This window comes from Mycobacterium europaeum, assembly GCF_002102155.1.
Taxonomy (GTDB): Bacteria; Actinomycetota; Actinomycetes; order Mycobacteriales; family Mycobacteriaceae; genus Mycobacterium; species Mycobacterium europaeum.
The window spans coordinates 38,179-56,830 of sequence record NZ_LQOU01000011.1 but is presented as its reverse complement, the minus strand read 5'-3'; the positions used below and the strand labels follow the sequence as shown (position 1 = coordinate 56,830).

The 18,652-nt window shown below is 67.3% G+C and carries 18 protein-coding genes and 2 pseudogenes; 19 read left to right on the top strand and 1 reads right to left on the bottom strand.

What is annotated here, in order from left to right; genetic code table 11:
- From AWC03_RS26770 to AWC03_RS05775, 15 genes and pseudogenes are all read left to right on the top strand, one after another.
- Positions 1-79, top strand: a pseudogene (locus AWC03_RS26770) (type VII secretion protein EsxI); the annotation flags it as partial.
- Between the two features lie 87 nt (positions 80-166).
- Complete coding sequence (locus tag AWC03_RS05835) at positions 167-1,069, top strand: ESX secretion-associated protein EspG (RefSeq protein WP_062899479.1); 903 nt, start codon at positions 167-169, stop codon at positions 1,067-1,069.
- A gap of 137 nt (positions 1,070-1,206) precedes the next feature.
- Positions 1,207-1,338: a hypothetical protein gene (locus AWC03_RS28085; RefSeq protein WP_276328772.1), complete on the top strand. Its 132-nt coding sequence runs from the start codon at positions 1,207-1,209 to the stop codon at positions 1,336-1,338.
- A complete protein-coding gene (eccD, locus tag AWC03_RS05830) occupies positions 1,335-2,846 on the top strand; it encodes a type VII secretion integral membrane protein EccD (protein ID WP_062899480.1) in 1,512 nt (503 codons plus the stop codon). Before AWC03_RS28085 ends, eccD begins: the two co-directional genes overlap by 4 nt.
- Positions 2,824-4,644 (top strand): type VII secretion-associated serine protease mycosin, encoded by a 1,821-nt coding sequence (locus AWC03_RS05825; RefSeq protein WP_085239581.1) that lies wholly within the window; start codon positions 2,824-2,826, stop codon positions 4,642-4,644. The genes eccD and AWC03_RS05825 overlap by 23 nt, the downstream gene beginning before the upstream one ends.
- A gap of 19 nt (positions 4,645-4,663) precedes the next feature.
- The gene (eccE, locus tag AWC03_RS05820) at positions 4,664-5,863 is read left to right on the top strand and encodes a type VII secretion protein EccE (protein WP_085239580.1); all 1,200 of its coding nucleotides are present in this window, start codon (positions 4,664-4,666) and stop codon (positions 5,861-5,863) included.
- Positions 5,860-7,692 (top strand): type VII secretion AAA-ATPase EccA, encoded by a 1,833-nt coding sequence (gene eccA, locus AWC03_RS05815; RefSeq protein ID WP_085239579.1) that lies wholly within the window; start codon positions 5,860-5,862, stop codon positions 7,690-7,692. Before eccE ends, eccA begins: the two co-directional genes overlap by 4 nt.
- Before the next feature lie 342 nt (positions 7,693-8,034).
- Positions 8,035-8,319, top strand: a complete 285-nt coding sequence (locus AWC03_RS05810) for a WXG100 family type VII secretion target (RefSeq protein WP_046182844.1) — start codon at positions 8,035-8,037, stop codon at positions 8,317-8,319.
- 642 nt (positions 8,320-8,961) lie between these two features.
- On the top strand, positions 8,962-10,221 hold the full coding sequence (locus tag AWC03_RS05805; protein WP_085239578.1) for a PPE family protein: 1,260 nt from the start codon (positions 8,962-8,964) through the stop codon (positions 10,219-10,221).
- A gap of 71 nt (positions 10,222-10,292) precedes the next feature.
- Positions 10,293-11,702 (top strand): PPE family protein, encoded by a 1,410-nt coding sequence (locus AWC03_RS05800; protein WP_085239577.1) that lies wholly within the window; start codon positions 10,293-10,295, stop codon positions 11,700-11,702.
- 78 nt (positions 11,703-11,780) lie between these two features.
- Complete coding sequence (locus AWC03_RS05795; protein ID WP_085239576.1) at positions 11,781-12,107, top strand: DUF732 domain-containing protein; 327 nt, start codon at positions 11,781-11,783, stop codon at positions 12,105-12,107.
- Between the two features lie 100 nt (positions 12,108-12,207).
- Positions 12,208-12,528 (top strand): DUF732 domain-containing protein, encoded by a 321-nt coding sequence (locus AWC03_RS05790; protein WP_085239575.1) that lies wholly within the window; start codon positions 12,208-12,210, stop codon positions 12,526-12,528.
- Positions 12,529-12,673: 145 nt separating this feature from the next.
- Positions 12,674-13,390: an MgtC/SapB family protein gene (locus AWC03_RS05785; protein ID WP_085239574.1), complete on the top strand. Its 717-nt coding sequence runs from the start codon at positions 12,674-12,676 to the stop codon at positions 13,388-13,390.
- 138 nt (positions 13,391-13,528) lie between these two features.
- On the top strand, positions 13,529-14,419 hold the full coding sequence (locus tag AWC03_RS05780; RefSeq protein WP_090423290.1) for a sterol desaturase family protein: 891 nt from the start codon (positions 13,529-13,531) through the stop codon (positions 14,417-14,419).
- 95 nt (positions 14,420-14,514) lie between these two features.
- Positions 14,515-15,198: an Rv1815 family serine proteinase gene (locus tag AWC03_RS05775; RefSeq protein WP_085239572.1), complete on the top strand. Its 684-nt coding sequence runs from the start codon at positions 14,515-14,517 to the stop codon at positions 15,196-15,198.
- A 5-nt stretch (positions 15,199-15,203) separates the two neighbouring features.
- Here AWC03_RS05775 and AWC03_RS05770 read toward each other — a convergent pair whose 3' ends face one another.
- Positions 15,204-15,659 (bottom strand): nitroreductase/quinone reductase family protein, encoded by a 456-nt coding sequence (locus AWC03_RS05770; protein ID WP_085239571.1) that lies wholly within the window; start codon positions 15,657-15,659, stop codon positions 15,204-15,206.
- 112 nt (positions 15,660-15,771) lie between these two features.
- Here AWC03_RS05770 and AWC03_RS05765 point away from each other — a divergent pair, with 112 nt between their 5' ends.
- The 4 genes and pseudogenes from AWC03_RS05765 to AWC03_RS05755 all read left to right on the top strand — a co-directional run bounded on the left by AWC03_RS05765 (position 15,772) and on the right by AWC03_RS05755 (position 18,646).
- Complete coding sequence (locus tag AWC03_RS05765) at positions 15,772-16,458, top strand: TetR/AcrR family transcriptional regulator (protein ID WP_208859402.1); 687 nt, start codon at positions 15,772-15,774, stop codon at positions 16,456-16,458.
- A 117-nt stretch (positions 16,459-16,575) separates the two neighbouring features.
- Positions 16,576-17,076, top strand: a complete 501-nt coding sequence (locus tag AWC03_RS05760) for a VOC family protein (RefSeq protein ID WP_085239569.1) — start codon at positions 16,576-16,578, stop codon at positions 17,074-17,076.
- Between the two features lie 2 nt (positions 17,077-17,078).
- Positions 17,079-17,186 (top strand): annotated as a pseudogene (locus AWC03_RS28280) (hypothetical protein); the annotation flags it as partial.
- Positions 17,183-18,646: an FAD-binding protein gene (locus AWC03_RS05755; protein WP_085239568.1), complete on the top strand. Its 1,464-nt coding sequence runs from the start codon at positions 17,183-17,185 to the stop codon at positions 18,644-18,646. The pseudogene AWC03_RS28280 and the gene AWC03_RS05755, both read left to right, overlap by 4 nt.
- Positions 18,647-18,652 lie beyond the last annotated feature (6 nt).

The window sequence follows — 18,652 nt, the reverse complement described above, 5'->3', positions numbered from 1 at the left end:
CGCCCACGGGCAGAAGGTGCAAAGCGCCGGCAGCAACATGGCCAGCACCGACAGCGCCGTTGGGTCCAGCTGGGCCTAATCCCAACTTCAGGCGCGGCAGCACACCACCCATGGGTGTGCTGCCGCGTCCTGCGGTTATCGTGCACTTTGAACCCTTGAGGTATTGATGGACCAACAGACCGCGCGCACCGACATCACCGTTAACGTCGACGGTTTCTGGATGCTCCAGGCCCTTCTGGACATTCGGCACGTCGCCCCGGAGTTACGGTGCCGGCCATATGTTTCGACCGACTCGAGCGACTGGCTCAACGAGCATCCCGGCATGGCGGTGATGCGCGAGCAGGGCATCGTCGAAAACGACCAGGTGAATGAGCATGTGGCCGCTCGGATGAGGGTGCTCGCCGCGCCGGACCTCGAGGTCATCGCCCTGCTTTCGCGGGGCAAGCTGCTCTACGGCGTGGTCGACGATGAGAACCAGCCACCCGGGTCGCGCGACATCCCCGACAACGAGTTTCGGGTGGTCCTGGCGCGCCGCGGCCAGCACTGGGTGTCCGCGGTACGGGTCGGCAGCGACATCACTGTCGACGACGTCGCCGTCGCCGACAGTGCGTCGATCGCGTCTTTGGTCTTGGACGCGCTGGAATCGATCCACCACGCAGAGCCGGCGGCGATCAACGCGGTGAACGTGCCACTGGAAGAGATGCTGGAAGCGACGAAGTCGTGGCAGGAGTCGGGCTTCAACGTGTTCTCCGGCGGTGACCTGCGGCGAATGGGCATCAGCGCCGCCACCGTGGCCGCGCTGGGACAAGCGCTCTCCGACCCGGCGGCCGAGGCCGCGGTGTACGCGCGTCAGTATCGGGACGACGCCAAGGGGCCCAGCGCCTCGGTGCTTTCGCTCAAAGACGGTTCCGGTGGCCGTATCGCGCTCTACCAACAGGCGCGGACGGCCGGGTCGGGGGAGGCCTGGCTGGCCATTTGCCCGGCGACCCCCCAGTTGGTACAGGTCGGCGTCAAGACCGTGCTGGACACGCTTCCCTACGGCGAGTGGAAAACCCACAGCAGGGTCTGACATTCCCCGAAACACAAAGTTCACCAATGTCTTTGCACTCAACATGCGGTTGAGATACCAACACGGCATACTTCTCTAAGGGATTCAGCAAATCTCGAACCAGCGTCACCGAAGCTATTAATCGCAAGGCGGGGTAGATGGAATTCGGAATAGTCGAGCTGCACTTTCCCGAGAGCCGTAGCGCCTCGGAAAGCGGACCGGCGCAGCCCGCCGCCCGGCTGGCGGCGCGGGGCAACACGTTCACGACGGTAAGGGGTTCAGGGCGATGACTGCGGTAGTTGAAGCGCTACAGCCTGACATTGAGGGAGTTTCGCAGCCTCGGGCGGTCGTGGTCGGCGTCATGGCCGGCGCGGGCGTACAGATCGGTGTCCTGCTGGACGCCAACGCCCCGGTGTCGGTAATGACCGAGCCGCTGCTGAAGGTGGTCAACAGCCGGCTCAGGGAGCTCGGCGAGACCCCGTTGGAGGCCAAGGGTCGCGGCAGGTGGGCCCTCTGCCTGGTCGACGGCACGCCGCTGCGGGCGACCCAGTCCCTGACCGAACAGGACGTCTACGACGGTGACCGGCTGTGGATCCGGTTCATCCAGGACACCGAGCATCGCTCGCAGGTCATCGAGCACATCTCCACCGCGGTGGCGGCGGACCTGAGCAAGCGGTTCGCGGCGATCGATCCGGTGGTTGCGGTCCAGGTCGGGGCGTCGATGGTGGCGGCAGGCGTCACCGCTGCCTCTGGCTTGCTGCTCTGGTACCGCTGGCACCACAACTCCTGGCTGCCGACGGCCTACTCCGCGGTGATCGCCGCGGTGGTCCTCGGCGTCTCGTTGATGCTGCTGATGCGGGCGCGCACCGACCAGGATCGCCGGATCGGCGACATCATCCTGCTGAGCGGCTTGGCGCCCCTCACGGTCGCCGCCGCGGCGGCTCCTCCCGGGGGAGTGGGTTCCCCGCACGCGGTCTTGGGCTTCGGTGTGCTCACCATCGCCGCGATGCTCGCCGTGCGCTTCACCGGGCGCCGGCTGGCGCTGTACACCGCGCTCATCACAGTCAGCCTGGTCACGGCGATCGCGGCCCTGGCGCGAATGGTCGCGATGGCCAGCGCCGTGACACTTCTGACCAGTGTCGTCCTGGTGTGCGTGCTCGTTTACCACACCGCGCCGGCGCTTTCGCGGCGGTTGGCCGGCATCCGTCTGCCGGTGTTCCCCTCGGCGACCAGCCGGTGGGTGTTCGAGGCCAGGCCCGACCTGCCCACCACCGTGGTTCGCTCGGACGGTGGCGCCCCGGTCCTCGAGGGCCCCGCGTCCGTCCGCGACGTCCTGGTGCAGGCCGAACGCGCCCGTTCCTTCCTGTCGGGCCTGCTGATCGGTCTGGGCGTGTTGATGATCGTCTCGCTGACGGCGTTGTCGGATCCGCACACCGGTCAACGCTGGCTGCCGCTGCTGTTGGCCGGCTTCAGCGCCGGGTTCCTGATGCTGCGCGGGCGCTCCTATGTCGACCGCTGGCAGGCGATCACCCTCGCCGTCACCGCCGTCCTCATCGTCGGCGCAGTGGTGGCGCGGTACGCGCTCGTGTTGCAGTCGCCCCTGGCCGTGTCGATCAGTGCGGCGATCCTGGTTCTGCTGCCGGCGGCGGGGCTCACCTCCGCGGCCGTGGTGCCCAACACGATCTACAGCCCGCTGTTCCGCAAGTTCGTGGAATGGATCGAATACCTCTGCCTGATGCCGATCTTCCCGCTGGCATTGTGGTTGATGAATGTCTATGCAGCGATCCGCTACCGGTAGCAGCAAGGTGTGGCGAGGGCGCGCATCCGCTGCCGCCCTCGCCGCCATCTTGCTCGCCTCAGGAGCATTGGCCGGCTTACCGCCCGCTTATGCGATTTCGCCGCCGACGATCGACCCGGGGGCGGTGCCGCCCGACGGTCCGCCCGGCCCGCCGGCGCCGATGAAGCAGAACTCATACTGCACCGAGGTCGGAGTCTTGCCCGGCACGGACTTCCGGCTGCAGCCCAAGTACATGGACATGCTGAACTTGCAGGAGGCATGGCAGTTCGGCCGCGGTGCCGGCGTGAAGGTGGCCGTTATCGACACCGGTGTGAGCCCGCACCCCAGGTTTCCGCACCTGATCCCCGGCGGTGATTACGTCATGGGCGGCGACGGGCTGTCGGACTGCGACGCGCACGGCACCATCGTGGCCTCGATGATCGGTGCCGCCCCGGCCAACGGCGCGGGGGTGCCACCGGCGGCGCCGCGCCGGCCGGTCACCATTCCCACCACCGAACCGCCGCCGAAAGCGCCGCCGCCCCAGACGGTGACGCTGTCCCCCCTGCCGCAGACCGTGACGATGGTCCCGCCGACCGAGGAGCCCCCACCGGGCCCCTTCGGGGCGCCGCCACCGGCCCCGGCGCCGCCGCAGCAACCGGCGGGGCCGCCTCCGGGACCGCCGCCGGCCGGCCAGGCGCCGGCGGGCAGCCACACGGGCGGCACCGTGACGATCCCGAGCTATTCCGGTGGCGCGCATGTGGTCCGCGTTGACAACCCGCGGCCGCTCGATCCGCCGCCGCCCCCGCCGCCCCCGCCGCCGGCACCCGCGGCCGGTCCCGACGCATTCAGCGGTATCGCCCCCGACGTGGACATCATCGCGATCCGCCAGTCCAGCCAGGCCTTCGGCCTCAAGGACGCCTACACCGGCGACGAGGACCCGCAGACCCGCGCGAAGGTCGACGACGTGCAGACGATGGCGCGCGCGATCGTGCACGCCGCCAACATGGGCGCGCAGGTGATCAACATTTCGGACGTGACCTGCATGAGCGCCCGCAACATCATCGACCAGCGCGCGCTGGGCGCCGCCGTGCGCTACGCGGCGGTCGACAAGAACGCCGTCATCGTGGCCGCGGCCGGCGACACCAGCAAGAAGGACTGCAAGCAGAACCCGCCGCACGATCCCTTGCAGCCCAACGACCCTCGCAACTGGCGCTCCGTCACCACGGTCGTGACGCCGTCCTGGTTCAGCGACTACGTGCTGACGGTAGGGGCGGTCGACGAAGACGGCCGGCCGTTGACCCAGGGCAACCAGGGGCAGGCATCGACGAGCGTGGCCGGTCCGTGGGTGGGCATCGCCGCACCCGGCACCGACGTCGTCGGGCTATCCCCCCGCGACGACGGCGTGATCAACGCGATTGACGGACCGGACAACACGCTGCTGGTTCCGTCCGGCACCAGCTTCTCGGCCGCGATCGTGTCCGGTGTTGCCGCGCTTGTTCGCGCCAAGTTCCCCGAGCTGTCGGCTTACCAGGTCATCAACCGGCTGACCCGCACCGCCCGCGCACCGGCGCGCGGCGTGGACAACCAGATCGGCCACGGCGTCGTCGACCCGGTGGCGGCGCTGACGTGGGACGTGCCCGAGGGGCCGTTGAAGCCGCCGCAGCAACTTTCGGCGCCGCTGAACATCCCCAAGCCCGCCCCACCCCGCGATATGGTGCCGGTGTGGGTGGCCGGCGGAGGCCTGCTCGGGGCGTTACTTATCGGTGGGGGCGTGTTCGGTACGGCGATGCTGATGAAGCGATCGCGGAAGCAGCAATGAGGGCGGAGCAGCAACAGTCATGAAAGCTCAGCGCAGGTTCGGGTTGTCTTTGTCGTGGCCACGGGTCACGGCGGTGTTCCTGGTGGACATCGCCATCCTGGTGGTCGCCAGCCATTGCCCAGAGTCCTGGCAGGGCACCTATCGCATCGCGTTCTGGGTGGGTGTCGGCCTCGCGGCGTTGATCGCGCTGTTGTCGTTGGTGACCTATCACGGCATCACGGTGACATCGGGATTGGCGACCTGGCTGTGGGATTGGTCGGCCGATCCGGGCACCGCGCTGGGCGCCGGCTGCACTCCGGCGCTCGACTACCAGCGCCGATTTGGGCGCGACAAGGTCGGCGTGCGCGAGTACGACGGCCAGCTGGTGACGGTGATCGCGGTCAACGGTGGCGACGATGACCCGTCGTCGCGGCACCGGCACCGGACGTCGCCGCCCACCTTGATGGTGCAGGCCGTCGCGGATGGCTTGCGGCAGTTCGACATTCACCTCGATGACATCGACATCGTGTCGGTGAAGGTGCGCCGCGGCGGCAATGCCGCCGAGTTGTCGAAGCTCGACGACTGGGGTCCGGAGAAGTGGGAGGTGGCCAACGGGGAGCCCACCTCGTATGTCCGCCGGACCTGGCTGGTGCTGCGGATGAACCCGCAGCGCAACATCGCCGCGGTGGCCGTCCGTGATTCGCTGGCGTCGACGTTTGTGGCGGCCACCGAGCGGCTTGCCCAGGATCTCGACGGACTCACTTGTGCCGCACGGCCATTGACCGCCGAGGAGATCACCGAGGTGGATCGCGCGGTGCTGGCCGACCTGGAGCCGACCTGGAGCCGGCCGGGCTGGCGCCACCTCAAGCATTTCAACGGCTTCACCACCAGCTTCTGGGTGACGCCGGCAGACATCTCCACCGACACGCTCGACGAGCTGTGGCAGGCGGATACCGTGGCCACCGTGCTGACCGTCCGGCTGACCGCTCGCGCGGGCCGGCCCCAGATGTCGGCCTGGGTCCGCTACCACAGCGAGAAGCGGCTGCCCCGCGACGTGTCTGCCGGCCTCAACCGCCTCACCGGACGCCAGCTGGCGGCGGTACGCGCCAGTTTGCCGGCGCCGGCCACACGCGACCGGCTTGTCGTGCCGAGCCGCGGCTTGCGTGACGACGAAGACGACCTGGTGCTGTCGGTCGGCCAGCTGCAAGGGAGCCCGGCGGGCGTGCCTGTAGCGCAATGACGCGGCCGCAATCGACGGCTGAAGGCGCCCGCAATGCGATGGTCGCCGGCCTGTTGGCATCCGGGATATCGGTCAACGGGCTACAGCCGAGCCACAACCCGCAGGTGGCGTCGCAGATGTTCACCACGGCCACCAACCTGGACCCCGGGATGTGCGACGCCTGGCTGGCGCGCTTGCTCGCGGGGGAGCGCAGCATCGAGGTACTCGCCGGCGCGTGGGCGTCGGTCCGGACCTTCGGGTGGGAGACCCGCCGGCTCGGGGTCACCGACCTGCAGTTCCGTCCCCAGGTTTCCGACGGTTTGTTCCTGCAGCTTGCGGTCACCAGCGTGGAATCACTCGCATGCGCTTACGCGGCTGTACTCGCCGAGGCCAAGCGCTACGAGGAGGCCTCGGAGCTGCTCGACGGGATCGAACCCCGCCAGCCGTTCGAGCAGGAACTGGTCGACTACGTGCGGGGCGTGCTGTATTTCCGGACCGGGCGGTGGCCGGAGGTGCTCAATCAGTTCCCGGAGGGCAAGGTCTGGCGCCAGCCCGAGCTGAAGGCGGCCGGCGCGGCGATGGCAACCACGGCGTTGGCGTCGCTCGGCGTCTTCGAGGAGGCGCTGCGGCGTGGCCGGGACGCCGTCGAGGGTGACCGGGTGCCGGGCGCGGCCAACATCGCCCTCTATACGCAGGGCATGTGCTTGCGACACCTGGGACGCGAGGAAGAGGCCGTCGAACTGCTGCGGCGGGTGTACTCTCGGGATCCGAAGTTCAGTCCGGCCCGTGAAGCGCTGGACAACCCGAACTATCGACTCGTGCTGACGGACCCGGAAACCATTGAGGCGCGGACTGATCCGTGGGATGCGGACAGCGCGCCGACCCGGGCGGAGGTGGAGGCCGCGCGCCACGCCGAGGAGGCCGCCCGGTATCTCGCCGAGGGTGACGCGGAGCTCAACGCGATGCTGGGCATGGAACGCGCCAAGCGGGAGATCAAACTCATCAAGGCGACGACGAAGGTGAACCTGGCGCGCGCCAAGATGGGCCTCCCGGTGCCGGTGACGTCGCGCCACACCCTGCTGCTGGGGCCGCCCGGCACCGGTAAGACCTCGGTGGCGCGGGCCTTCGCCAAGCAGTTGTGCGGCTTGACGGTGCTGCGCAAGCCGGTGGTGGTGGAGACCAGCCGGACCAAGCTGTTGGGCCGATACATGGCCGACGCGGAGAAGAACACCGAGGAGATGCTCGAGGAGGCTCTGGGCGGCGCGGTGTTCTTCGACGAGATGCACACGTTGCACGAGAAGGGTTACCAGCAGGGTGACCCGTACGGCAACGCGATCATCAACACGCTGCTGTTGTACATGGAGAACCACCGTGACGAACTGGTGGTCTTCGGTGCGGGCTACGCCAAGGCGATGGAAAAGATGCTCGACGTGAATCAGGGTCTGCGGCGGCGGTTTTCGACCGTGATCGAGTTCTTCAGCTATACGCCGGACGAGCTGGTGGCGCTGACCCGGTTGATGGGCCAGGAAAATGAGGACGTCATCACCGAGGAAGCGGCCCAATCGCTGTTGCCTTCGTACACCAGGTTTTATCTCGACGAGAGCTACTCCGAAGACGGGGACTTGATCCGCGGCATCGATACGCTCGGCAATGCCGGTTTCGTGCGCAACGTGGTGGAGAAGGCCCGCGACCACCGCAGCTTCCGCCTGGACGACGAGGACCTGGATGCGGTGCTGGCCAGCGACGTCACCGAGTTCAGCGAGCGGCAGCTCCTGCGGTTCAGGGAATTGACGCAGGAGGACCTCGCCGAGGGCCTCAGTGCGGCAGTCGCCGAGAATAAGCCCGCGTAAATCGGTTCCGGTGCCCGCCGGGTAGCGCGTAATCCGGCGTCGGTGGATGCCCGGCCCGACCGCGGCCCGGGCTGCCAGGCCATCAGAGGTGGCTGGTCGCGGCTCTCGGCGCCGGCAACCCTGGGCGCGGGCACCGCCGAGGCGGCGGTTTTTTACATGTCACGTTGAGGAAAGTCGGGCGTCTCGGCAACTTTCTGACCGGCGTTACGACCCCGCGGGTCTTCTCGAAAAAACCCACATGAACTGCGGAAACTGCGCCCACAGGAAACTGTCAGCAGCTAATCAGCGGCGCGGCAGCGTAGTCCGTTTACCCTTCGTGTTGATGAACGCTAGGGGAATTGCATGACAATCAACTATCAGTTCGGCGATGTCGACGCCCACGGTGCCTTGATCCGCGCCCAGGCCGCGTCTCTGGAGGCCGAACATCAGGCCATCGTGCGCGATGTGCTTGCTGCGGGTGACTTCTGGGGCGGTGCGGGTTCGGTGGCCTGCCAGGAGTTCATCACCCAGTTGGGTCGCAACTTCCAGGTGATCTACGAGCAGGCCAACGCCCACGGGCAGAAGGTGCAAAGCGCCGGCAGCAACATGGCCAGCACCGACAGCGCCGTCGGATCCAGCTGGGCGTAACCACGTGTGAAATTGAGGACATAAATTATTGCGGGCTGACACGGTCACAAAGAGCCTGTCGGTCCAGAAACCGATGAGTGTTTTGCAGCGTTGCTGCACGCGGCCTTTTGTGCTGTATTGCAGGATGAAATAGGAGGTTATTCGGGCTCTGCGATTCCGCATCAATCTTAGGTCAGAGTTGATTTAGCCTAGCGGCGCTATAGCGTCGGCTATGCCAATCATTGCATTGTAAAGCCGCGGTTGTGAAATTCGTCACGAACCGTTGCTGGTGTGCGCCATAAAGCAGGGCTGAACACTATGTCTATGGGCTAACAGAAATAGCTGGGAGGGCAAAGTTCTCACACGATCGAACGGCTCGGTGACATTTGCTTTTTACACGGCGTTACCTGCCGGGAACGCTGGCCGAATACAGTGCGGTCACGATTCCCTTATATTCGTGGTGCAGCCAAAGAAGTGGGCTGCGCACCAATCTTTTCGGGGGCTTCAGGTAAGGAGAAATGGTCTGTTGTCCGACACGTGTGAAATGAGCTCATGGCCTCAAGGACGGATTTGATGCGTTTCATTAGAACCGTGGGTCGGATGCGGCCAGGGCAGCAAAGCCCCGCCTACCATGGCGGCCACTTAGGGGACCGGAGGTAGGAGATGCTGGATTTCGGAGCGCTTCCGCCGGAGGTTAACTCGGGGCGGATGTACGTCGGCGCGGGGTCGGGTCCGTTGTTGGCCGCCGCGGCGGCGTGGGACGAGTTGGCCGCCGAGTTGCAGGCCACCGGAGCGTCGTACAACTCGGTGGTCGAAGCGCTGACGGCGGGACCCTGGACGGGGCCGTCGTCGATCGCGATGGCCGCCGCGGCGGCCCCTTACGTGGCATGGATCAACGCCATCGGCGCGCAGGCCGAAGCGACCGGCACCCAGGCCAAGCTGGCCGCGGGCGCCTACGAGACGGCTTTCGCCGCAACGGTCCCGCCGCCGGTGATCGCGGCCAACCGCGCGCTGCTGGCGACGTTGATCGCCACGAACATCCTCGGCCAGAACACCCCGGCAATCGCCGCCACCGAGGCCCAGTACATGGAGATGTGGGCGCAGGACGCCGCCGCGATGTACGGCTACGCGGCCTCGTCGGCGACCGCATCGCAGCTGACGCCGTTCGCCGAGCCGCCCCAGACCACCAACCAATCAGCCGCCCCGATGCAGGCGGCCGCGGTCACCCAGTCCAGTGCGCAGTCCAGCTCGAACACCGCCGTGCAGTTGTCGCACCTGAGCACCACGATGCAAGCTGTCTCGAACGTCGGCAGCGCGGCACCGAATGCCGGCACGACTTCGACCGGGCTCACCGTGCCTCCCATCGTCCAGAACTGGAACACTTTCTGGGCGGCCGCCACCGGCGTGTACTCGCCGCAGTCGTGGAGCACCATTCCCGGCGGCCCGTTCCTGTCGTTCGGACAGGCGTACGCGTGGGGCCAGAACGGGCAGAGCGCCGCGGCCTATTTGTCCGGCCCGAAGGCGATCACCGGTGCGCTTGCGCCGCTGACCAGTGGGTCCAGTGCGGTCAGGCCTATGCTCAGCTCCGCTGTCGGCGGACAGGTGTCAGGCTCGGTGGGTAAGGCGGCCCTCGTCGGGAGCATGTCGGTGCCGCAAGGCTGGACCGAAGCCGCCCCAGCGATGCGGACGCTCGCTCAGGTGATGCCCACCAACCTCGCCGTCCCGGCCGCCACACTGGCCGGCGAAGAGGGCATGTTCAGCCAGATGGGGCTGTCCAGTCTGTTGGGCCGCGCCGTCGCCAGCAGCGCAACTCATTCGGTGGGCACCAGCGCTGTCAAGGCTGCCGGCTCGCTCGGCGGCGTGGTCGCCGAGGCCGATCCCGCCGCGGCCACCATTATCGTCATCCCCGCCCTCGAGGACTGACCGATGACCACAACACCTACCAGTCCAGCACCGCACATGCGGGTGCGCTCGAGCAGGCAAGGGGAATAGCGATGTTTTACGGAGCCTTTCCGCCGGAGTTCAACTCCGGCCGGATGTACAGCGGCCCGGGAGCCGAGTCCCTGGTTGCTGCGGCGACGGCGTGGGAGAACCTCGCGGCCGACCTGCAGTCCACCGCGTCCGCCTACTCGTCGGTGGTGTCAAGTTTGACCACCGGGCCGTGGGTCGGCCCGTCGTCGATGGCCATGGCGGCCGCGGCCGCGCCATACGTGGCCTGGATACAGCAGACCGCAGCCCAGGCCGCTCAAACCGCGGCGCAGGCCACGCAGGCCGTCGCGGCCTACGAGGCGGCGTTCGCCGCACACGTGCCGCCGCCGGTGATCGCGGCCAACCGCGCGCTGTTGGCGCAGCTGGTGGCGACCAATCTGTTCGGGCAGAACACCGCCGCGATCGCGGCGAATGAGTCCGAATACGGCGATATGTGGGCCCAAGACGCGACGGCGATGGACACGTACTTCGCGTCGTCCGCGACCGTGTCGAACAGCTTGCAGGAGTTCAGCCCCGCCCCGCAGACGACCAGCAAAGCGGCTGCGCCGATGCAGGCGGCCGCGCTGACTCGGGCCGTGAACACGACTGCCGGCGCCGTCACCAAAAACATCGCAGGAACGGCGAACGTGGCCAGCACCACCACCGGGGCCACCGGGCCACTGGCGTGGCTCGCCAACCTCGGCACCGCCTACCAAACCTTCTGGACAAACCTCTTGAACACCGTCCCCGGCGGGGCGAACTACTACACAGCGATGTACAACGCCGTCAAGGTCCCGCTTGGCCTCACCACCACGTTCAACGACATCGGACTGCTGATCAACTTCCCCGTTTCACAGTGGCTCAAGTTCGCCCCGCCCGTCGCCTACGGTGCGCTGCCGAAGGACGCACTGGGAGCGGGGCTCGGGGCGCTCGGCTTCAGCCGGGGAACGCTCTTCGACGCCCTCAGCCCGACGGCGGGCTTCGCCCGCGGCACGCTGGTGGGGTCGTTGACGGTTCCACCCAGCTGGGCCTCGGCCACGCCGGCCATCCGTACGGTGGCCGCCGCGCTGTCGGCCGCCGGGCCCGAGGCGGTGCCGGCCGCCGCGCTCGGCGAGGGCAGCCTGTTCAGTTCGATGGGGATGGCGGGGATGCTGGGCAGCGCGCTCGGCGCCGGGGGGCCCACCGTGGTCGGTGCCGGCGTGCGCAACCGGATGAAACCGATCAAGGATCTCAAAGACAAACAGTCGCCCGAACAGCTCAAGCGGCTGGTCGCGCAGATATCGGAGAAACCGGAAACGGTGCAGCACCACAGCGTCGATCAGGAAGGCCTCGACGCCCTGCTCGAGCAGCTGGCGAAGAAGCCCGGCATCCACGCGGTGCACCTGAAAAAGGGCGACAAGTCCAAGATCTTGCCCGCTGACGCCCAAATTGGTTAGTTGCCAATGATATTCAGCGGTTCAAGTGCGAAAGAGCTGGCGTCCAATACGTATTGCCGTCGCGATGAAAGAAGGTAAGTGATGAAACGGTGGTTATTGCTCGTGGGTGTTCCCCTCGTGATCGGCCTGGCCGCGCCGGCACACGCCGGTCCTCCGCCGGAACCCGACGGTGACGACGGTGCGTTCCTCTCCGCCCTGCATCAAGCCGGCTTCAGCTTCGCCAGCCCGGATGCGGCCGTCGGGGCGGGCCGGGCGGTGTGTTCGTGCCTCAACAACGGGGAGTCGGGCCTGGAGGTGCTGCACGACGTGAAGATGCACAATCCGGGTATGGACATGGAGATGGCGTCCAACTTCGCCATGCTTTCGGCGAAGTACTACTGCCCGCACCAACTCAGCAAAGCCTGACGCGCGGCGGCGATCGCCGAGTCGCCCTGAGCGCTAACGCGATTCAGCCATCGCGCTGCCGCGCTGCGCACGACGATCCGACATGAGACAATCGCCAGCTATGAAGCTGCTCGGGGCGCTGATCGGTGCTTGCGCCGTGATCACATTTGCGGCGCCCGCGTACGGCGAGCCCGATACCGGTGGCGCCGACGAGTCGAGCTTTCTGGCGTCGCTGCGCAGCGCGGGTATCACCTACAAGACCTCGGACGCGGCCGTCCAGTTCGCGCGAGCGGTGTGCGAGTCGATGGGCAACGGCGAGTACGGGCCCCAGATGGTCGACGAACTCAAAGCCCAAAACCCCGGACTCACCACCGATCACGCAACGTCGTTTTTGGCGATCGCCGCGAAGTACTACTGTCCTCAGCAACTCAACAAGAGCTAGCTCGGCGCCGCCATCGCGTCCGCAGGTTGCCCACGGGTGTCGGGCGCGTGGACGCACAGTGACTGATGGGCTTGTGGTCCACCGGCCGTTCACCTGAATCTGATTGGCTGCCCGCGCGGAACCGCGGACGAGAAAGGGAGCGCCGATGGAGACGCTGAGCGTCGCTGATTTCGCGCTCCGGCTTGCCGTCGGGGTGGGTTGTGGCGCCCTCATCGGTCTGGAGCGGCAATGGCGGGCGCGGCGGGCCGGCCTGCGCACCAACGCCCTGGTCGCCGGTGGCGCGACGTTGTTCGTGCTGTACGCCGCCGCCACCACGGACACCAGCCCCACCAGGGTCGCGTCGTACGTCGTGTCCGGCATCGGGTTCCTCGGCGGTGGGGTGATCCTGCGTGAAGGGGTCAACGTCCGCGGCCTGAACACCGCCGCCACCCTGTGGTGTTCGGCGGCGATCGGTGTCCTGGCGGCGTCCGGCCATCTGGTTTTCGCGTTGATCGGCACCGGGACCGTGATCGGCATCCACCTTCTCGGGCGGCCCCTGGGCAGGCTGATCGACCGCGACAACACCGGCGACGAAGACGAAAGCCTGCGGCCCTACCTGGTGCAGGTGGTCTCTCGCCCCAAGCACGAGAAGTACGCACGCGCCCAGATCGTGCAGCACGCCAGCAGCAACGACATCACGCTGCGGGGAATCCATACCGGTCAGGCCGACGACGACGGAATCACCTTGACCGCACACCTACTCATGGACGGGGACGCCCCCTCCCGGCTGGAGCGGTTGGTGGCGGAGCTGTCCCTGCAACCCGGAGTCCGGGCGGTGCAGTGGTACGCCGGCGACGAAGCGCAATCGGAGGGGCGCGGCTAGGGCCCGGGCGTCCATCGGTCCACGTCGAGCCGGTGCGGCCCGCATACCGGACCAAGGCGACCCGACCACCGCGTCGCGCGTCGTAGTCTTGTCCCTGTGAGTACGCTCTCAGCCTTTGTGTCGGCGCTGCCCCCGCAGATGCGGGACCCGGTGCTGCTTGCCATTCCGTTCTTCTTGTTGCTGTTGACGCTGGAATGGGCGGCGGCCCGGAAGCTGGAAAGCATTGTCGAGGAGCAACGGCCCGTCTCCGGCGCCTACCTCACCCGCGACTCGATGGCCAGCATCTCGATGGGACTGGTCTCGGTGGGGACCACCGCCGCCTGGAAGACCCTGGCCCTGTTCGGCTACGCCGCGCTCTTCGCCTACGTGGCGCCGTGGCATCTCTCGGTGGGCAGGTGGTACACGTGGGTCATCGCGCTCCTTGGTGTCGACCTGCTGTATTACGCCTACCACCGGATCGCCCACCGGGTCCGGTTGATCTGGGCGACGCATCAGGCGCATCACTCGAGCCAATACTTCAACTTCGCCACCGCGTTGCGCCAGAAGTGGAACAACAGCGGCGAGATCTTGATGTGGGTTCCCCTGCCGCTGTTGGGAGTCCCGCCATGGATGGTGTTCTTCAGTTTCTCCATCAGCCTGATCTACCAGTTCTGGGTACACACCGAGCGGATCGACAAGCTGCCACGACCCTTCGAATTCGTGTTCAACACCCCGTCGCACCACCGGGTGCACCACGGGATGGACCAGATCTACCTCGACAAGAATTACGGCGGCATCCTCATCGTCTGGGACCGCCTTTTCGGCAGCTTCCAGGCCGAGCTGTTCCGCCCGCATTACGGGCTGACCAAGCAGGTCGACACGTTCAACATCTGGAAGCTGCAGACCCACGAGTACGTGGCGATCGCCCGCGACTGGCGATCGGCGACCCGCCTGCGGGATCGGTTGGGTTACGTGTTCGGCCCGCCGGGCTGGGCTCCGCGCACCGCGGGCCACCCGGAGGCCGCGCTTCCCCTCGCGACGACGACGTAACGCCGGCGGCGGACGGCGCGAACACTTCTGCGTAACGCAAAGTCACGCCGTAATCTCAAATCGGTCGAGATTTGGCCCCGACGGATCGGAGTTCGATGGTGCGTCGCCTGGCAATGCACGCGTTCATCGCGTCCGTCACCGCCGCCGCGCTCGCGCAAGCCCTGCCACCCGCGCCGGCCAAAGCCGACCCCGTCGTGGTCTATCCGGGCATGGAGATTCGACAGGACAACCGCGTCTGCACGCTGGGCTACGTCGACCCCGCCCTCAAGATCGCGTTCACCGCGGGGCACTGCCGCGGCGGCGCGGGAGTCGTCACCGACCGCGGGGGAGCCGTCATCGGCCGCCTGGCCGCCTTCCGGGACAACACACCGAGCGGCACGACCGTGGCCACCGACCAATTGATCACCGACTACGAGGCGATCGTGCTGGACAACGGCGTCATGGCGAACAACGTCCTGCCGGGCGGGCGTCCGCTGATCTCGAATCCGGCGGCGGCGCTCGCCCCCGGACAGGCGATCTGCCACTTCGGGGTCAGCACCGGCGAGACCTGCGGGACAGTGGAAAGCGTCAACAACGGCTGGTTCACCATGTCGAACGGCGTACAGAGCCACAACGGCGACTCCGGCGGCCCGGTGTACCTGCCTTCCAGCGCCGGCCCCGGCCTGCTCGTGGGGATCTTCAACAGCGTCTGGGGCAATTTCCCGGCGGCGGTGTCGTGGCGGGCCACGTCCGAAGAGGTCCGTGAGGACCTCGGGGTGGCGCGGGTCGGCGCCCGCTAAGCGATTCAGCGGTTCCCGTTCGCCTCCGCGAGCGCGAACACCGGGATCGTCGGTGCGGCGGCGCGGAACTGCTCATCGGTGCTGTCCGGGGTCAGCCCCGCGACATAGTCCTTGACCTGCCAATACCAGCGGTCCAGATACCGCCGCAGCAGCTCGGGCTTCGCCGGGTCGGCCACCTCGCTGGCTCGGGCGCGCCGCCTGCGCCAGCGGGGACCCGTCTCGACCACGCCCGCGACCCTGACGTTTCGTGCCCACTGGGTGTTCCCCCGCGGCGAGACCAGATAGTCCACGCCGTCGACGGTGAGCAGGTTGATGACCACCGTCCGCGGCTTGCCGCTCTTGCGCCCCCGGACCCGCAGCGCGCGCGTCCCGGCGACGCTGACCCCGATCTCGGCAAGCCAGCGGATCACCGCGTTGGCGGCCCGGGCCAATCCGTTCGGCTCTTCGTATCGCGTCGACATGTCGTGTCCTCCTGCCGGAATAAGAGAGAGCACCGCTCTCTCAACCGCGCACGCTGCCACAGTCCTGCCCAGAAAGCAAGAGCAGTGATCTCGGTTGTGTCAGACTCACTTCGTGGGCAAACGCCAGGAAACGCGGGAGCAGATCGAGGCGCGCATCGTCGAGCTCGGCCGCCGGCAGTTGGTCGAACGCGGCGCGGCCGGGCTGTCCGTTCGTGCGATCGCCCGGGATCTGGGCATGGTGTCGTCGGCCGTGTACCGGTACGTATCCAGCCGGGACGAGTTGCTGACGCTGCTGTTGGTCGATGCCTACACGGACCTGGCCGACGCCGTGGACCGGGCCCGTGAGGCGGTCGGGGACCTCTGGAGTGACGATGTCGTCGCGATTTCGCTGGCCACACGGCGGTGGGCCGTCGCGCACCCGGCCCGCTGGGCCCTGCTGTACGGCAGCCCCGTGCCCGGGTATCACGCGCCACCCGAACGCACCGTCGCGGTGGGAACCAGAGTGGTGGCCGCCTTCTTCGACGCCGTGGCGTCGGGGATTGCCACCGGAGACATCAGGCTCACGGACGCCGTTGCGCCCCAACCCATGTCGTCGGACTTCGAGCGGATCCGCCAGGAGTTCGGGTTCCCCGGCGATGACCAGGTCGTCGCCAAGTGCTTCCTGTTGTGGGCGGGCGTGTTGGGTGCGATCAGCCTCGAGGTGTTCGGGCAGTACGGTGACGACACCCTGACCGATCCCGAGGCGGTGTTCGAGGCACAGCTTCGGCTGCTGGTGGACATGCTGGGCCGGCACGGATAGTCGCGGGGCCGAATTAGAACATGTTCACCCGGCTTCGGCGTGACCGCGGCGGCTCGTCGTGGCAAAGTCTCCGCGGCCCTTACTGGCGGGCGAGCCATTGGACTATCCTGCGAGACGATGACCGTTCTCGTTGAATCACCGACGCAGATCGCGTGGGTCACCACCGACCTGGCCGCCACCGAAACCGCCCTTACCGGCATGTTAGGCGTGCGCAAATGGGTCCGGATACCCGACGTGCACTTTGCTCCGGACTCCTGCAGCTACCTCGGTAAGCCGGCCGATTTCGTCGCCAGCATCTCGCTGAGCTACCTCGGTGACATGCAACTGGAGCTGATCCAACCGCTCCGCGGCGAGAACATCTATAGTGACTTTCTGCGCGAATCCGGGCCGGGTCTGCACCACATCTGCATGGAGGTGGAAAGCCCCGAGCAGTTCGAGGCGACGTTGGCCGGGGCCGCGGAGTTCGGAGCGGCGGTGGTGCAGCAAGGTGTGATGCCCGGCGGGATCCAGTTCGGTTATCTCTCGGCGCCACAGGCGGCGGTGCCATTTGTGGAGATCGCCTACATCGCACCCGAGATGAGGGCGTTCTACGACTACATCAAACAGGAGCAGCGATGAGCCGCGCCAGCGACGACGCAGTGGGGGCACCCCCAGCCGCGGTGGGGGTACCTCCCGCTTGCGGGGGACGGCGAGGGGGACGCAGGGATGAAGAGGAGTGGCGCCAATGAGCACCGAGATACCGGCAACGGTCAGCGCGGACGACGTCACGTCGTGGTCCGATGATGTCGACGTGGTCGTGGTCGGCTTCGGCATCGCGGGTGGCTGCGCGGCCGTCAGCGCGGCGGCCGCCGGGGCGCGCGTGTTGGTGCTGGAGCGCGCCGCAGCGGCGGGCGGCACCACCTCGCTTGCCGGGGGCCACTTCTACCTGGGCGGCGGAACGGCGGTCCAGCAGGCGACCGGTCACCCCGACTCGGCCGAGGAGATGTACAAGTACCTGGTCGCCGTGTCCCGCCAGCCCGACCACGACAAGATTCGCGCCTACTGCGAGGGCAGCGTCGAGCATTTCAACTGGCTGGAAGACTTGGGTTTTCAATTCGAGCGCAGTTACTTCCCGGGCAAGGCGGTCATCCAGCCCAACACCGAGGGGCTGATGTTCACCGGCAACGAGAAGGTGTGGCCATTCCTGGAGAAGGCGGTGCCGGCGCCGCGCGGCCACAAGGTCCCCGTGCCCGGCGACACCGGCGGCGCCAGCATGGTGATCGACCTGCTGCTCAAGCGCGCCGCGGACCTGGGCGTGCAGATCCGGTACGAGACGGGCGCCACCGAGCTCATCGTCGACGGTTCGGGTGCGGTGAGCGGTGTCGCGTGGAAGCAGTTCTCCGAAACCGGTGCGACCAAGGCAAAGTCGGTGGTCATCGCCGCGGGGGGCTTCGTGATGAACCCGGAGATGGTTGCCGAGTACACGCCCAAGCTGGCCGAGAAACCGTTCGTGCTGGGCAATACGTACGACGACGGCCTGGGCATCCGCCTGGGCGTCTCGGCGGGCGGCGCAACCGAGCACATGGACCAGATCTTCATCACGGCCCCGCCGTACCCGCCGTCGATCCTGTTGACGGGGATCATCGTGAACAAGCTCGGACAGCGCTTCGTCGCCGAGGATTCGTACCATTCGAGGACTTCGGGGTTCATCATGGACCAGCCCGACAGCGCGGCGTTCCTCATCGTCGACGAGGCGCACCTGGAGCACCCCAAGATGCCGCTGGTCCCGCTGATCGACGGGTGGGAGACCGTCCCGGAAATGGAAGCCGCGCTTGGCATTCCGGAGGGAAACCTGGCGGCGACGCTGGACCGCTACAACGCCAACGCCGCCCGCGGCGAGGACCCCGACTTCCACAAGCAGCCCGAATTCCTCGCCGCACAAGACCAAGGGCCGTGGGGCGCGTTCGACATGTCGCTGGGTAAGGCGATGTACGCCGGTTTCACCATCGGTGGGCTCGCCACGTCGGTGGACGGCGAGGTACTGCGTCACGACGGCACGGTCGTGCCGGGCTTGTATGCGGCCGGGGCGTGCGCGTCCAACATCGCCCAGGACGGCAAGGGCTACGCCAGCGGTACGCAACTGGGGGAGGGATCGTTCTTCGGCCGCCGCGCCGGAGCGCACGCGGCGCACCGCGCCGGGGGCGCGTAGGCGCGT

What these genes read in the sequence shown, in the direction of transcription:
- AWC03_RS05785 (WP_085239574.1), top strand. Translation starts at nt 12,674, where the DNA reads ATGGAGACGCTGAGCGTCGCTGATTTCGCGCTCCGGCTTGCCGTCGGG.
- AWC03_RS05775 (WP_085239572.1), top strand. Translation starts at nt 14,515, where the DNA reads ATGGTGCGTCGCCTGGCAATGCACGCGTTCATCGCGTCCGTCACCGCC.
- AWC03_RS05800 (WP_085239577.1), top strand. Translation starts at nt 10,293, where the DNA reads ATGTTTTACGGAGCCTTTCCGCCGGAGTTCAACTCCGGCCGGATGTAC.
- eccD (WP_062899480.1), top strand. Translation starts at nt 1,335, where the DNA reads ATGACTGCGGTAGTTGAAGCGCTACAGCCTGACATTGAGGGAGTTTCG.
- AWC03_RS28085 (WP_276328772.1), top strand. Translation starts at nt 1,207, where the DNA reads ATGGAATTCGGAATAGTCGAGCTGCACTTTCCCGAGAGCCGTAGCGCC.
- AWC03_RS05780 (WP_090423290.1), top strand. Translation starts at nt 13,529, where the DNA reads ATGCGGGACCCGGTGCTGCTTGCCATTCCGTTCTTCTTGTTGCTGTTG.
- AWC03_RS05790 (WP_085239575.1), top strand. Translation starts at nt 12,208, where the DNA reads ATGAAGCTGCTCGGGGCGCTGATCGGTGCTTGCGCCGTGATCACATTT.
- AWC03_RS05810 (WP_046182844.1), top strand. Translation starts at nt 8,035, where the DNA reads ATGACAATCAACTATCAGTTCGGCGATGTCGACGCCCACGGTGCCTTG.
- eccE (WP_085239580.1), top strand. Translation starts at nt 4,664, where the DNA reads ATGAAAGCTCAGCGCAGGTTCGGGTTGTCTTTGTCGTGGCCACGGGTC.
- AWC03_RS05770 (WP_085239571.1), bottom strand. Translation starts at nt 15,659, where the DNA reads ATGTCGACGCGATACGAAGAGCCGAACGGATTGGCCCGGGCCGCCAAC.
- AWC03_RS05760 (WP_085239569.1), top strand. Translation starts at nt 16,576, where the DNA reads ATGACCGTTCTCGTTGAATCACCGACGCAGATCGCGTGGGTCACCACC.
- AWC03_RS05835 (WP_062899479.1), top strand. Translation starts at nt 167, where the DNA reads ATGGACCAACAGACCGCGCGCACCGACATCACCGTTAACGTCGACGGT.
- AWC03_RS05755 (WP_085239568.1), top strand. Translation starts at nt 17,183, where the DNA reads ATGAGCACCGAGATACCGGCAACGGTCAGCGCGGACGACGTCACGTCG.
- eccA (WP_085239579.1), top strand. Translation starts at nt 5,860, where the DNA reads ATGACGCGGCCGCAATCGACGGCTGAAGGCGCCCGCAATGCGATGGTC.
- AWC03_RS05805 (WP_085239578.1), top strand. Translation starts at nt 8,962, where the DNA reads ATGCTGGATTTCGGAGCGCTTCCGCCGGAGGTTAACTCGGGGCGGATG.
- AWC03_RS05825 (WP_085239581.1), top strand. Translation starts at nt 2,824, where the DNA reads ATGCAGCGATCCGCTACCGGTAGCAGCAAGGTGTGGCGAGGGCGCGCA.